The organism is Bradyrhizobium sp. WYCCWR 13022, from assembly GCF_030435535.1.
GTDB lineage: Bacteria > Pseudomonadota > Alphaproteobacteria > Rhizobiales > Xanthobacteraceae > Bradyrhizobium.
Genome location: NZ_JAUIZJ010000042.1, coordinates 1 through 13,962, shown reverse-complemented (window position 1 = coordinate 13,962; position 13,962 = coordinate 1). Strand labels below are relative to the sequence as shown.

12 protein-coding genes are annotated in these 13,962 nt (G+C 58.0%); 4 read left to right on the top strand and 8 right to left on the bottom strand.

The genetic code is table 11. The features are described from left to right. Nucleotides 1-69 precede the first annotated feature (69 nt). Nucleotides 70-876 carry an AraC family transcriptional regulator gene (locus tag QY049_RS35605; RefSeq protein WP_301270485.1) on the top strand — a complete coding sequence of 269 codons (807 nt, stop codon included), beginning with the start codon at nt 70-72 and terminating at the stop codon, nt 874-876. Nucleotides 877-948: 72 nt separating this feature from the next. Next, the gene (locus QY049_RS35600; RefSeq protein WP_301270484.1) at nt 949-1,356 is read left to right on the top strand and encodes an ester cyclase; all 408 of its coding nucleotides are present in this window, start codon (nt 949-951) and stop codon (nt 1,354-1,356) included. Between the two features lie 225 nt (nt 1,357-1,581). Here QY049_RS35600 and QY049_RS35595 read toward each other — a convergent pair whose 3' ends face one another. Next, nucleotides 1,582-2,565, bottom strand: coding sequence for an ABC transporter substrate-binding protein (locus QY049_RS35595; RefSeq protein ID WP_301270483.1), 984 nt, complete (start codon nt 2,563-2,565; stop codon nt 1,582-1,584). Nucleotides 2,566-2,967: 402 nt separating this feature from the next. Here QY049_RS35595 and QY049_RS35590 point away from each other — a divergent pair, with 402 nt between their 5' ends. Beyond that, nucleotides 2,968-3,999 carry a methyltransferase gene (locus tag QY049_RS35590; RefSeq protein ID WP_301270482.1) on the top strand — a complete coding sequence of 344 codons (1,032 nt, stop codon included), beginning with the start codon at nt 2,968-2,970 and terminating at the stop codon, nt 3,997-3,999. A 57-nt stretch (nt 4,000-4,056) separates the two neighbouring features. Here the strand turns inward: QY049_RS35590 and QY049_RS39190 are convergent, their stop codons facing one another. From QY049_RS39190 to QY049_RS35570, 5 genes are all read right to left on the bottom strand, one after another. Next, nucleotides 4,057-4,464, bottom strand: a complete 408-nt coding sequence (locus tag QY049_RS39190; RefSeq protein ID WP_367401208.1) for a lipocalin-like domain-containing protein — start codon at nt 4,462-4,464, stop codon at nt 4,057-4,059. 360 nt (nt 4,465-4,824) lie between these two features. Continuing rightward, a complete protein-coding gene (locus QY049_RS35585; RefSeq protein WP_301270481.1) occupies nt 4,825-5,472 on the bottom strand; it encodes an MSMEG_1061 family FMN-dependent PPOX-type flavoprotein in 648 nt (215 codons plus the stop codon). A gap of 269 nt (nt 5,473-5,741) precedes the next feature. Then, the gene (locus tag QY049_RS35580; protein WP_301270480.1) at nt 5,742-6,167 is read right to left on the bottom strand and encodes a lipocalin-like domain-containing protein; all 426 of its coding nucleotides are present in this window, start codon (nt 6,165-6,167) and stop codon (nt 5,742-5,744) included. Between the two features lie 296 nt (nt 6,168-6,463). Further along, nucleotides 6,464-6,739, bottom strand: a complete 276-nt coding sequence (locus QY049_RS35575; RefSeq protein WP_301270479.1) for a DUF3303 domain-containing protein — start codon at nt 6,737-6,739, stop codon at nt 6,464-6,466. A gap of 654 nt (nt 6,740-7,393) precedes the next feature. After that, nucleotides 7,394-8,386, bottom strand: a complete 993-nt coding sequence (locus QY049_RS35570; RefSeq protein WP_301270478.1) for an ABC transporter substrate-binding protein — start codon at nt 8,384-8,386, stop codon at nt 7,394-7,396. A 294-nt stretch (nt 8,387-8,680) separates the two neighbouring features. Here QY049_RS35570 and QY049_RS39185 point away from each other — a divergent pair, with 294 nt between their 5' ends. Further along, nucleotides 8,681-9,064 (top strand): nuclear transport factor 2 family protein, encoded by a 384-nt coding sequence (locus QY049_RS39185; protein WP_367401207.1) that lies wholly within the window; start codon nt 8,681-8,683, stop codon nt 9,062-9,064. 68 nt (nt 9,065-9,132) lie between these two features. Here QY049_RS39185 and QY049_RS35565 read toward each other — a convergent pair whose 3' ends face one another. Both QY049_RS35565 and QY049_RS35560 read right to left on the bottom strand, forming a co-directional pair. Then, nucleotides 9,133-9,522 carry a response regulator gene (locus QY049_RS35565; protein ID WP_301270477.1) on the bottom strand — a complete coding sequence of 130 codons (390 nt, stop codon included), beginning with the start codon at nt 9,520-9,522 and terminating at the stop codon, nt 9,133-9,135. A 9-nt stretch (nt 9,523-9,531) separates the two neighbouring features. After that, nucleotides 9,532-13,458 (bottom strand): GAF domain-containing protein, encoded by a 3,927-nt coding sequence (locus tag QY049_RS35560; protein WP_301270476.1) that lies wholly within the window; start codon nt 13,456-13,458, stop codon nt 9,532-9,534. Nucleotides 13,459-13,962 lie beyond the last annotated feature (504 nt).

The window sequence follows — 13,962 nt, the reverse complement described above, 5'->3', positions numbered from 1 at the left end:
GGCCCGATAGGAGACATATCTTGTCGCCCAACTCGGCGCAGACTAGGGTTTTGCCGGGGAGGCCCTCCAATGGACATCAAACGGGCGTTGCCGCATCCGCTGTATCGAGGCGTCGTGCGCTCGTTAGAAGAGAGACGTGTTGAGCTGGGAAGTGCCGTTTTGAGCTGGCCAGTTGCGGCGCGTCCTCATCAAATTCTAAATATCCATCTGGCGGAGCCATATCGGGTTCGGATCGACGATGGCGGAGCGAGCAAAACTCCGGATATGAGCGTCGTAGGGCCGCAAACCTACCGTCGAGCACATGTCTCCCTTTCTGGCTCGATCCACGTTTTCAACATCTTGTTTCAACCGACCGGCCTAAATCGACTGCTCGGCATCAACATGACTTCGCTGGTCAATCAGGATCCCGCAGCGTCGGACGTTCTCGGCGCTTCCGCGGCAACCCTTGGCGATGCGGTACGCGCGGCGCCGAGCTTCGATCTACGCGTCGCAGCTGTCGAGCATTGGTTGACGATGATGCTTGAACGGCGCGGTCCGGACGACTTCATCGGGTTCGCATCACGCAAGATGATTGCCGTGCAGGGCCGTGTCCGAATTGAGAACCTTGTCGCCAAATCCGGCTTGAGCACGAGCCAGTTCCAGCGCCGCTTTGCGACACAAGTCGGATTAACGCCAAAGCTATTCGCGCGGACGATCCGCTTCGATCAGGCTCTCCTTGCCCATCGCAAAAACCCGCGCCGGTCCTGGACAGATATTATACACGAACTGGGTTATTTCGATCAGGCACAATTCATCCGCGAATGCCACGGCTTTGCGGGTCTACCGCCAGGCAGCCTTGTAGGTGACTGGGAGAACACCTTTTCTCCCGGCGAGTGACCAAAATATACAAGCGGCTTCGCTAGCACTCCGACAATCTCGAGCGCACGCAAGAGCAGCGGAGCGCGGCAGATGCTGACAAATCTGGAACAATTCAAAGCCATCATTGAGCGCGGCTTCTCGCGGGGGGACCTCAGTGTTGCGGACGACGTTTGCGCAGAGACGCTGATCGAACACCAGTACCTGACGAAAATCGATCTTCCGGGCCCACAAATCCTGAAGGGGCAGATCACCTCTGCACGCCAAAGTATTAAGGAGCTGAAACTCACGATCGAGGCAAGCGTCGAAACTAGCGATACAGTTTGGGCGCGCTGTAAGGCCACGGGCTTCGATCCGCGTTCGGGAAAACCAGTGACCCTCGATGTTATCGACATTTGCCGATTTGCGCATGGCAAGCTGGTCGAACATTGGGGCGTGCCTGATCGATTTGCGCTTCTCCACCAGACTGGAGCATTGCCGCCGCCACCGAAGTTATCCTGACATCGACAGCGCATCGGAGCGCGACGCTGCAATGATCGTTTGATGTCTGATATGGGTCAATCGCGACGGTCTGGCCTTGTTTAGGTTAGGTCCGGTCTATCCCTGACAGCCGACATATCCTCGGCCGCGGGATGCAGCAGCGATGGGCCAATTCCAGACATGGGCTCTGTGAAGCAACCCTGCAATGCGGGCTGAAAAGCCTCCGAAGCACTGGGCGGCATCATCTCACTCAATGACTTCATCGGCTTGAGCGAGCATTGCTGGCGGAACAGCGAGGCCCAGTGCCTGCGCGGTCTTGAGATTCAGCACGAACTCGAACTTGGTCGGCTGCTCGACAGGGAGGTCGGCTGGCTTCGCACCCTTCAAAATCTTGTCCACGTAGATGGCAGTACTGCGAAACCGGTCGATGCTGCTAGGCGCATACGACAAGAGTCCCCCAGCCTCGACATACTCTCTGTAGGGGTACATCCCCGGCAGCCGTCCGTTTGACGCGAAGGCGATGATCTTGTTTCTGTATGAAAGCAATAAGCGATCCGCCAGCACGATGAGCGCGTCGGGCCGCGTCCGACCAATCGTCTCAAAAGCTCGCTCGAAATCATCCAGTTGGCTAGCCTGTACCACGGGCTGTAGTGTCACGGTCAATGCGGCGGCAGCGGCCTCTGTTTGCCGATAAAATTCCACGCCCATGCTCGCAGCGTTCCAGAGGACGGCTACGCGTGAGAGCCCGGGAACTACATCCTTCAAAATCTGCAGGCGCTTCCCTTCCAAGTCCGGCCCCGTGAAAGTGAACCCCGTGACGTTCCCGCCTGGTCGAGCGTAACTGGCGACGAGCCCGGCATTAACTGGACTGCCACTCGACGAAAAGACGATAGGGATCGTGTCCGTCGCCTGCTTGGCGGCAAGAGTACCGGGCGTGCCAGTCGTTACGATGACGTCGGGTTTTAGCCGGACCAGTTCGCCCGCCAACCGCGGGAGTTCATCGTCCTGTCCTTCCGCCCACCGATAGTCAATCGCGATGTTCTCGCCCTCAACGTGGCCCAGTTCGCGAAGCTTCTGCCGGAATGCCTCTAAGACACGCCGCTCCAAGCTGGAGGAGGAAGTGCCAAGGTAACCGATCCGCGATACCTTTCGGGTATGCTGCGCACGCGCGGTGAACGGCCATGGCACCGTTGCGCCGCCAATCAACCCGATGAAGTCGCGCCGCCTCATTTAGCTATCCCAGAACATCAAGCTCCGTGCCTTGCAATGGCAAGGATAGCACTTCGCGAGCGTTAAACGGCACAAATCCAAGTTCCGAGCAGTTCAAGACCATGTCCGACTTGGGTCAAAATGCGAAGAAGTCAGGTTGAGCAAATCTCGTCCGCTCCGCCGCGATGAACGGACCTGCGCTAGACCCGACGCAACTTCGCAGAAGGGCCAACAACGGACTCACGCACTGCAGCCCAAATCGGCGACACCGATATTGACCAGGGCGCTTGGTTTAACGATCCGGAGTTGAGTGGACACACCCATTCAATCGAAGGCGCCGGATGTCCCAGCGCTTCGGGCCTGCTTGGGCGCTTGCCAGATGGTTGCCCGGTCTGCCATCGTTCGAGGCGAAGGAGACCGAATATGTCGGATAATACAGGTTCGCCGCCAAGTATATTGACGTTGATCAGCGGCTTCGTGCCGGCTCGGCTAGTCTTCCTTGCAGCCGAGCTCGGCCTTGCGGATTTGATTGCGGGCGGGACAATGACCGCCGAAGGCTTGGCACGACGCACCGGTACGCATGCCCCTTCGCTCAAACGTATGCTGCGTGCGCTGTGCGCTTACGGCGTGTTCGAGGAAACAACGCCTGGAGTGTTTGCTCTTTGCCCCATGGGCAATCAGCTGCGCAGCGACGTGCCAAGTTCGCTGCGCAACTTCGCGCGTTTCTTTCCTGATCAGCGCTCCTGGAAATGCCTCGGGGAAATCGAACACACCATAAGGACCGGCGAAACCGGGATGAGTCGAGAATTCGGGATCGACAGCTTCGAATGGCTCGACCAACACCCCAAGGAAGCCGCAATCTTCAACGCCGCCATGGCTGATAACACGAAACTGGTCGCGCGATCGGCAACCGCAGCCTACGACTTTTCGGCATCACGAGTCATCATGGATGTGGGGGGCGGCAATGGCACATTCCTGGCGGCTATTCTGCGCAGCGCACCGGCGGCGTCCGGCATGCTATTCGACCTGCCGGCGGGCGTCAGAGATGCCGATTCGATACTTCGCAACGCCGGCGTGGCGAACCGCTGCAAGGTTATTGCCGGTGATTTCTTTCAGTCCGTGCCTGCGGGCGCTGACCTCATGGTTCTGAAAAATGTGATCCACGATTGGGACGACGAGCGTGTCGCCGCAATTCTGACCCAGTGCCGAGCTGTCGCCTCGCACGAAACCCGCCTGCTTCTGATAGAGCGGGTCATGCCAGACCGAATGACTACTTTGGTTGCGCATCAGCGCGCAGCAGCACTGGACATTCGCATGCTGACCATCACGGGCGGGATTGAACGAACAGAAGAAGAATATCGACAGCTCTTGGGGCGCACGGGATTCGATTGCACGCGAATAATTCCACTGGGGCCGCCATCGGACCAAGCTATCCTCGAAGCGGTCCTGCGCTGAATGATCGACTGATTTGACCTGTGGGGCACGACAGAAGAAGTGACCCATCGTGGTCTGCTAGACTCGCTCCCAAACCAATTCGGTCGCTCGGATTTGCCCTCCGACGGAAATTGGAGGCGTCGTAAGGATGATGTTGTTGTCTCTGTACGCAAAAAGGCGAACGAGGTCAGTACCCACCCAATTCTGCACTGAGGCAATCTCAACGTGATGAATAATCCTGTCGCCGGACAGGGAGTACCAACCAGCATAAGAAAACGAAGTCGCAAATGCTTCGGCTCGCTCATCGGCGGACGCTGAAATCCGATCACCGCTTGCGAGCTGCTTGCGGTCACTGTGGCTAATTATCGCCATCACTCTTCCGTCACTTGTGTAGGTGATCAAACCCGAGGGCGTGGGCCCAAACGGAGCATCGTTTCTCTCACTTCCGCTGGTGGCTGATGCGGCAACCAATCGCCAAGTCCCCACAAGCTGATCCACAGTCTGGCCCTCCGGTTGAGCATACCGATGATGAGGCAGAACTGTAATTGCGGTCAATCGGCCGATGTCGGCTCGGGGTCTTGGTTGCGTGAAAACGCCGAGGCGCTCGGTCCACGATAGAAGAAGTTATTCGTTCAAGACCGTCCCAACCTTCAAACGCGAAAGCGCACTCAAGTTTGAGAACTTGTAGAAGAACATAATTCTCGTCGCGTTTTGATCTTTCGCGTTTTACGCGCCAGGGTCAAAGGCTGAAAAGCTCACCGCGAGCACAACACGTACGCTCTAGCCGACATCACTCCGACCATCTCCGGCTTCGCTTCCTGGCCAAAAGCAGCGCGAAGCAGGCGTTTAATAGAGGCCCTCCTTCGTGTTTTGCTCGATCATGACCTGCATCTGCTCGACACTCTTTTGGGGTTTGGCATGGGCGACCAGCATCTCCGCAAAGGTATGAACCTCCGCAGGTTGCCCCCACGTTTGGGGCTGCCATAGCCGCGATCTGACCATACATTTTGGGCAATGAGCGAAGACACGTTCCACCCCAACCACCAACACGTGGTCCGGCGTTTTGCCGCTCATCCTCATCTCTTCCCGAAGTTCATCATCTCTCACGATGATTGCTTTTCCGGCAAGTCGGAGCGTGTGTGTCACGCCTGGAATGAGAAAGATCATGCCCACGTTCGGATTGCGCAGCACGTTATGAAACGTATCGAGCCGACGATTTCCAGGGCGATCGGGGATCGCGAGGGTGATCTCATCCAGTACCTTCACAAACCCGGCAGGGTCGCCCTTCGGCGAAAGGTCGAGAAGACCGCTTGTTGACATTGAGGCGATAAAGGCGAAGGGCGAGCGCTCAATAAATTTCCGCGCAAGTGGATCAATCGTCGTGACGACCTTCGCGATGGAGTGTGACGGGGGTTCGCCGACCACGGCGCGAAGTTCTTCTTCGCTCGCCACGACCTTGCGAAAACGTTCTCGCAGCTCGCCTACTGAGACCATCGCAGCATCTCCCGCTTAGGGCCACTCACGCTTATCACGGCGGAAGGAAAGTCCCAACTTAGCTGCTGCGGAAGGTCAGCTTTGGGTCAAAAGCGTCGGTTTGGCCCGGAGCCGGTGCCTTCCGGTGTACCCCCGACTCCGGATATCTCGCTGCAATGCGCCAACTGACGCAATGGGCCAATCAGAGACTGCTGCTTAATCGGACAAGCGGGCCAACGGTGCGCCTGCCCACCGATCTTCCCACTGCCGCGCATCGATCCAAACGGAGATCAGGCCCTTGTCCAAGTGATGATGCCCCGTCCCATCCGACCTGGAAACATAGGGTGGGTCTGCTGGCCGGTCGTGATCGCAAGAGTGTCGCCATCGAGCTTGAAAAACCGACTTTGCTCAGTGCCGTTCCAAGAGGGGTGCCAGGCGAAATCGACATTACAGATGTACTTGTCTTCGCCTTCGGTCCTACAGTTGCCGGTATAGGCCATCATGCTCTTAAAAAGCGCTGCCCCGTCGGCGTCTTCCTTCGGTGGCACTCGATCTGAGCGCATCAGGATCGCTATCATCCGTCCCCCGTCGGTATGGATCAAATAACCCGACGGATTTGGGCCAAACATATCAATGCGCTCGCCGGTGTCAGCAGGTTCAAATTGTATGGCTTTTAGTTTCCAAGTGCCGACTAATGATTTGTGATTTTGCGACATTCCCTATCCCTTGCTCTTCGCCAAGTGAGGTACATTCGCTCAATTGCTTGTAAGGCAACTCACACAAAAACTAATGGACAAAGGGTTCTCTGGCCAGCGGCAATGTCCGTTCCGGGTCACGCTGAGACCTCGGCCCGGCGGCTGGTCACGCCCGGTCCGCTCTCAACTTCGGACATCCCGGCCGAGCATCGGAATAGCGGAGAAGGCCAAACGGTGACATCGCCGTTGCTCGTGGGCGGATAAAAAGCCGCCCGGAGGCGGCTCTTCAATTTGAACATGTCAGATTTGGCTAGTGCCTAGCCCTTGGCCATCGCAGCCAAAATAGGCCCTGCCTCTGCGTCTTCAACGCAGGGCGTGATGGTAAGCTCCATTACAACTGCCCATTGCGCATACCACTTGTAAATTGCCGTGGCGTCATTGCTCTCGAAGACTGCAAATCCTTCACCGTTCATACCGTGCCAACGGCCGAGCATTTTTATGCCTTCAGGAGGTACTCCACCCGTCTCCAGAAATTGCTTGATTGCAGCGTTGATCGTACTCGGCGGCAACTTCCAGTGTGAGATATACTTCATTCAAATCTCCCATTTAAACTGACGGAGCTGTCTTGCGGAAACGACCAAATGAAGCACTTTCCTGGGCCATCGAGAAGAGGATATTAAACTCAGAGCCTCAAAACCCCCGACCGCGATTACCTCTTCGGCTCGAACTCAGAAGAAGTCAGGTCGAGCAATCTGTCCGCTTGGCCATGACGAGCAGACCTCTCCCACCGAAGTGCGACTTCGCAGATGGCCAATCGGCGACATCGAGGCATCGTCCTTCTTCGTCGGGGCTTGTAGAATAGTCGGATGCGCTTCTGGCACACCACAGCGATAACGGTCGGGTTCGCGATCCTTTATGCACCCGTTTTCGTGCCTTCGCTGTCTCCGTTGGCTCTCCTGGCCCATGCCACACTCATCTGCTTGCTTTTCGCAATTCTGGACGGAATCATTTTTGCGATCGGGGCCGTCATGAAGCGTCGGCCTAGCTGGCTGACCATCACAGTCGTGAACCTCATCCTATGGCTGCTGGCTTGGGTCGTTTAGATCCTGTCGCCAGTTGCCGCGACAGGTCGTCATGGGTCAGGAACACCAGAACTCACTCTGCACAAAGGTCGCTGTCACCCCGACCGCTCACACCGAAGCGGACATGAGATTTCGTCGCTGTGGGCCAGAATCTGACATAAGAAATTATTCAACGACTTTGTCGGCGCTGGCAAGAAGCGTCGGAGGGACGGTGAGCCCGAGGGCACTTGCCGCTTTAATATTGACCGACAACTCGAATTTGGAAACCTGATAATAGGGGATTTCGGCAGGATTGGCGCCACGCAGAATAGCATCGATGTCGTTGGCCAAGCGTCTTCTGACTTCCTTGAAGTCGAACGAATATGCCATCAGCCCGCCAGCATCGACTGCCTCGACGAATGCATGAATGGCCGGTATGCGCGCCTCCGCAAGAGCCTGCGCAATGGAAACCCGGTTCGCAAGCATATCCGGATTATCCAGCATCATGATCGCATCCGCGCCCTCGCGTGAAGCCGCTTCAATGGCATTTCGATATGTTGCCGCGTTGCCGGGAATATCTACCAGTTGGGCGACCAGCGAAACTCCGGCGGTTTCGGCAGCGGCCCGCAATGTGATGCCGGCTCCCCGTTCCCATTGAATGCGCCCGGCGATGCAGCCCAACTTTGACATCGGTGGAAACATTTCACGCAAGAGTGCAATGCGCTTGCTGTGTATCGACGGACCGGCGTCAACACTCACTCCGGTAATGTTACCGCCAGGGCGCGCCAGACTCTGAGCGTAACCGGCTGCTACCGGATCGCCCGACATGGTCACAATAGGGATTTTCGATGTTGCCTTCGATACTGCGCTAAAGGGAACAAGAACCAACATCACGTCGGGGTTGCCGCGAACCACGTTCGCCGCGAGAATGCTGGCATCCAGAGCGCTTTGTTCCTTTCCGTAACGCTCGATCTTGAGATTTTGCCCTTCGATGTGGCCGAGACGTCGAATCTCAGAGAGTAATAATCCGTAAAATCCCTGGCTGTCTTCGCGCATTTGCGCTTCCGGCCTCGTCACATCGACAAGCGCAAGTGTCCGGGTATTGGAAACGGGCTGCGCAGCAATCTTCGATACGACTGCTAGCGATGCTGCGCCTGCCACGAAGTCCCGACGCCTCATGTGGGGTCCCATTTCCTCGTTGGTATCGGCATCGTAATGTCCAATCGGCTGTGCCGAAAGGGGCACACGGCAGACCGATCATCCATGCCGGATCAGATCGACTTCCGCTCACGGTCAGAACCGGACTCACGCACCGCAGCAATGATTGGCTTTATTCGATCACCTCGTCATGTCTCCGGCCCACCCGAACTTGCAGACACGTCCGGTTTGCTCCGTCAGACTGGGCCTATGCGACTGGACGGAAATAGCGCTAGGATGCTGGCCTTATTCCCTTAGTCATTTTTCCGGACTCTCATGACGAATGACACTGTTGAGACGTTCTTTCAAAAATATGAAAGCGCGGCCGAGTCAATGGATGCTGAGGCATTGGCATCAATGCACTCTGTGCCCTGTATCAAGATCCACGGTGACGGCCGGGTTGAATGCCTTCTCACTTATGAACAGGTACGCAGTTTCTTCGAGCGCTTGGGAGCCAAGTACGCGGACCGTGATCACGGTCATTCTCGCCGGAGCAACTTGGTGGAAACACCGATTGGATCAGCCGCCGTGCTCGCATCGCTAACGTGGGAGCAGTTTCGGAAGGACAGAACCCTATACCGATGCTTCCGTCGCTCCTACAACCTCATTCGCGCTGGCAATGAGTGGAAAATTGTGCTCGCGATTGCTCACCAGGATTGAGCGAGCTTCTCGGTGCTTTCGATTCGCCTGACTTGTCCGCTTCGGGGCCATGAACGGAAGTCAACAGGTCACATAGCCCGACCTAGCCGCGTATCGATCTGCTCCCGCAGCAAGGCGAAGTCGATTGGCTTGGTTAGCAAACCCTCCGCGCCACTATCGATGGCTTTCCGCTTGGTGTCATCGTCGCCATAGGCCGTGATCATGATGACGGGCATGTCAGGCCGCATTTTCTTCATCTTCGGTAGCATCTCCAGGCCCGTCATCCCGGGCATATTGATGTCGGAAAATACCAACGCTGGTTCCTGCTCGGTAGCGTTTGCAACACGCGCCAATGCGTCCTTTGCGGATCCAGCGAAATGCATCACGAAGCGTTTCGCGCGCAATTCGCGCCTGAATTGCTGACGAAATAGCGCCTCAACGTCGGGTTCGTCGTCCACTACGAGAACCAAGGCAGCCACGTTTGACCTCTAGTTTTTTCTATTGTTTGCAGGGTTGGTTGTACGCGGCAGGACAATTGTGAACTCGGTGAAATGCCCAGGCTGCGTATCGACCTCGATCCTGCCACCGTGTTGTTTCACAATGATGTCGTGGCTCATCGAAAGGCCAAGCCCGGTGCCTTCTCCCGCCGGTTTGGTGGTGAAGAACGGATTGAACATTTTCTCCTTCACCTCCGGCGGGATGCCGGTACCGTTGTCGCGGATGCGGATCTCGATGTCGTTGCCGAGATTCCTGGTGGCGGCGCTGAGCACCGGCTCGTAGTTCGCCTCGCCGTTCTCGGCGCCGCGTTTGCTCGCGGCATAGAACCCGTTCGAGATCAGGTTGAGCAAGACGCGGGTGATTTCCTGCGGGAACAGCTCGATCATGCCGGCGTCCGGATCGAGGTCGCGCTGCAACGTGATGTTGAAACCGGGTTTCTCGGCGCGGGCGCCGTGATAGGCGAGGTTGAGGCTTTCATCCAATAGCGCATTGATATCGACCGTCCGCTGCTCGCTTGAACCTTCCCGGGAATGCAGCAGCATGTTCTTGACGATGGAATCGGCGCGCTTGCCGTGCTGAACGACCTTTTCGAGGTTGCTCTTCAGCAACTCGCGGATTTCATCCAGCTCCTTTCGCCTGCCGGCTTCGTCGAGATCAGGATTTTCGAATACGTCGTTCATCTCGTCGATCAGTTCGGCCGACAGCGCCGAGAAGTTGTTGACGAAATTGAGCGGGTTCTTGATCTCGTGCGCGATGCCAGCGGTGAGTTGGCCGAGCGAGGCCAACTTCTCGGTCTGCACCAGGCGGTCCTGCGCGGCGCGCAAGTCGTCGAGGGATCGCGACAGTTCCTGTGTTTTCGCCTGAACTTCCTCGAAAAGACGGGCGTTGCCAATCGCAATCACCGCCTGATCGGCGAAGGTTTGCAGCAAGGTGACCTGCTTGTCGCTGAACGGATGCACCTCGGTACGGCGCAACAATATTGTTCCGATGCTCTCGCCCTCGCGCAACAAGGGCACACCCAACATGGTTCGAACGCCGATACGGCGAGCCGCCCGTTGTCCTTCCGGGAACTGGTCACCCTCTTCAGACAGCATATCGTGGATATGAACCGGCGCCCGGTCCAGGAACGTCCGCCCGGCGGCCGTAGCACGATCGATGGGCCATTTGTCGACCGTGAACTCAAGTGATCCGTGCTGGGCGTTGAAGCGAAGATCGTTTCCATCCCGTAAATAGACAATTGCATCGTTGGCTTCGCAAAGCGCGCAGGCACTCTCGACAATAGCCTGGAGAACGGGCGTTACATCGGTTGGCGACGATGCGATGACCCTCAGGATGTTACTGCTGCCGGTTTGATAGGTCAGCGCTTCCGTCAACTCGCGTGTTCGGGCCTGAACCTCTCTGAACAATTTCACATTGGAAATGGCGATCACCGCCTGGTCGGCGAAGGTCTTCAGCATATCGACATGATGATCGGCGAAGGCGCCCGGCGCGACCCGCGTTACGCCGATGGCGCCGATCGTCATGCCCTCGAGCAGCAGAGGGACCCACAACGCGCTGCGCCATCCCCGTTGGCGTACCATCGTCAACTGATCAGGTTCAAGACCGGGTTCCAGTTCGATGTCGACGATCCTGTGGGTCTCGCCCCTGCGGACGGCGTCGCCGTAGCTGAATCCCGACAGCGGCCGGGGATAGAAAGCCCTGAGTGCTGCATCGGCTGCAGGATTTGTCGACGTGAACGCCGACAAGTGAACGACATCATCGAGAATGCTCACGACGGTCGTTGCAAATCCGCCGACGAGTTGATTGGAGCGTTCGGCGATGGCCTGGAAGACCGGCTGCACGTCGTCGGGCGAACTGGCGATGACCTTCAGGATGTCCGCGGTCGCGGTCTGCCGCTCCAGTGCTTCCTTGGTTTCGTTGAAAAGCCGCGCGTTCTCAATCGCAATCGCAGCTTGTGCCGCAAAGCTTCGCACCAGTTCGATCTCCCGAACTGAAAACGGACGGACCTCCTGGCGGTAGATTACGATAGCGCCTACCAGTACGTCATCCTTCAGAATCGGTACTCCCAGCGCCGATCGCGCGCCGCCAAGCTTGGCTGCCAGACCAGGTGCCGGGTCGGCGGCATAATCAGCTGTGTGCTGGATCTGTCGTGTCTTCAGGATGCGATCAATCATGCCCCCCGGTAACCCCTGAAACGGTCCGGGGCGCCGCACGTACTCGGCCAATGCCGCGGGGGTTCCAACATCCGTTGCGAAATGGAAAGCGTTGCCAGCGAAGCGAAGTAGTGTGCCAAACCTGGCGTCGCAAATTCGAGTAGCATTCTCCAGGACGGCTCTGAAAACCGGGCCTAATTCGCCGGGCGAATTGGAGATGACGTTCAGGACTTCAGCAGTCGCAGTCTGCTGCTGGAGGGATTCTCTCAGGTCCTCGGTACGCTGCTCGACTTCGTTGAAAAGGCGCGTGTTCTCGATGGCGATCAGGGCCTGATCGCGGAATGACTCTGCCAGGGCAATCTCGCTGTCGCCGAAGATGTTGGTTTTCTTATCGGCCAATGCCAGGACGCCGATGCATTCGCCTTCGCGCAGCAGCGGCAGAAACAGCGAAGAGTTTACGCCGATCAAGGCCCGCATCTGACGCTCGTGCTCGGGCAGGTCGATCAAAGACCAGTCGGGCAGGTACACGTTTTCCTTGCCGACGATGGCGCGCGAGGGAAAGTTGAGGGCAGGGTCGATCGGCAGATGCGAGGGCCCGAGGTCGGGGAGCGGCCCGTCCGGGCCGGCCGCCGCAGCGGGCGAGAAGGTGGCGCCGTCGCAACGGAGCACGAATGCAACCTCGCAGCGGATCAGCCGCACGGCGGTCTCGACAATGGCGTCGAATACCGGCTGCACGTCGGTCGGCGACTGACTGATCACGCGCAGGATTTCCGATGTCGCCGTCTGCCGCTCCAGCGCTTGTTGGGTCTCTTTGAATAGCCGCGTGTTCTCGATTGCGATCAGGGCCTGGTCGCGAAAGGATTCGGCCAGGGCGACTTCTCGGTCGCCAAAGATATTGATGCGCTTGCCTGCCAGCACCAGCAGGCCGACGCACTCTCCCGCGCGCAACAGCGGCAAATACAGCGAAGATACGATGCCGAAGGTCTCATGGACCCAAAGCTCTCTCTTGGGCAGATCGATCAGCGACCAGTCCGGCAAGTGGAGCGTCTTTTTCCCGAAGATGGCGCGTGACGGGAAGTTGCCATCGGGATCGATGTGCTCGGGAGGTCTGGTGACGGTCGTCAGTCCTTCCGGCGTGGCCCTCGCCACCTGCACGTAGGTGGCGCCGTCGCAACGCAGGAAAAATGCCAGGTCACATCGCGTCAGCCGTACGGCGGTCTCGACAATAGCGTCGAACACAGGCTGCACGTCGGTCGGCGACTGGCTTATGACGCGCAGGATTTCCGATGTCGCTGTCTGCCGTTCCAGCGCTGCCTGGGTCTCGTTGAACGACTGTGCGTTCCGGATCGCAATGACCGCCTGGTCGGCGAAGCTTTGCAGCACAGCCAGTTCATCGGCGGTGAATGGCAGGAGCCGGTCGCGAAAGACGATGAGGGCGCCGATGGCCTTGTGCCCGCGCCGCAGCGGCGTGCCGCAGACGGTGCGGGCGCCGCTGGCCCGCGCATGGGGCAGGCCTGGAAAGTCGGACATCGACGGATCAAGCCGGTCGAGGTCCGGAATGTGGATCTGCCGGCTCTCCGCCACCACTGTGCCCGGCAGATTTCGGCCGCCGACCTTGATGTTGGAGCGGGGATAGGCGGAGCCAACGCGCTTCGCGATCGCGCCGACGCGATATTCCTGCGTGAACTCGCTGCCCTCGGCGATCTGGATCGACACACTTGACGCCCCAAAAAGCCGCGCGGTCGTCTCGGCGATCTGCTGCAACGGCCCTGCCACGTCTCCCGATGAGTTGGCAACAGCACGCAGGATTTCCGCGCTGGCCTCTCGTTGCAATCTGGCGACGTTCAGCTGTTGCCTCAGCTGCGCGGTCTCCGACGCCGGAGAAGCCTTCTGCTTGGCCGCTGCGGGCCCAGCTGATTCCCGCTTACGCGATTTGGACTTTAGGGCTTTTGACGCACTCGATTTACGCGCACGCGGTCGGTCTCGGCCGACCCCTTTTGCACCTTGTCCCGCTTTACCCCTAGTCTTAGCCATTCATCTCATCCCCGGGGGCAAAAATATCCGATCCGGGTGCAAGTGCAAACGTCGCCAAACGAGCGAGAAATGTCCGACATGGGTCATTTTCAGACCATGGCCGCGCGGTCAGGGTGAGTCCGATTTACTCGGGCAAAGGACATCCGCGGCCAGCCACGCCTTGTCGGCTAATGGGATGGTCCGGCCGTGCTCCCGCCCCGCCAGCAAGCGAAGCTGGCAAGGGGCTAAAGACAA

What these genes read in the sequence shown, in the direction of transcription:
- QY049_RS35580 (WP_301270480.1), bottom strand. Translation starts at nt 6,167, where the DNA reads ATGTCGCAAAATCACAAATCATTAGTCGGCACTTGGAAACTAAAAGCC.
- QY049_RS35595 (WP_301270483.1), bottom strand. Translation starts at nt 2,565, where the DNA reads ATGAGGCGGCGCGACTTCATCGGGTTGATTGGCGGCGCAACGGTGCCA.
- QY049_RS35590 (WP_301270482.1), top strand. Translation starts at nt 2,968, where the DNA reads ATGTCGGATAATACAGGTTCGCCGCCAAGTATATTGACGTTGATCAGC.
- QY049_RS35605 (WP_301270485.1), top strand. Translation starts at nt 70, where the DNA reads ATGGACATCAAACGGGCGTTGCCGCATCCGCTGTATCGAGGCGTCGTG.
- QY049_RS35575 (WP_301270479.1), bottom strand. Translation starts at nt 6,739, where the DNA reads ATGAAGTATATCTCACACTGGAAGTTGCCGCCGAGTACGATCAACGCT.
- QY049_RS39185 (WP_367401207.1), top strand. Translation starts at nt 8,681, where the DNA reads ATGACGAATGACACTGTTGAGACGTTCTTTCAAAAATATGAAAGCGCG.
- QY049_RS35600 (WP_301270484.1), top strand. Translation starts at nt 949, where the DNA reads ATGCTGACAAATCTGGAACAATTCAAAGCCATCATTGAGCGCGGCTTC.
- QY049_RS35585 (WP_301270481.1), bottom strand. Translation starts at nt 5,472, where the DNA reads ATGGTCTCAGTAGGCGAGCTGCGAGAACGTTTTCGCAAGGTCGTGGCG.
- QY049_RS35570 (WP_301270478.1), bottom strand. Translation starts at nt 8,386, where the DNA reads ATGAGGCGTCGGGACTTCGTGGCAGGCGCAGCATCGCTAGCAGTCGTA.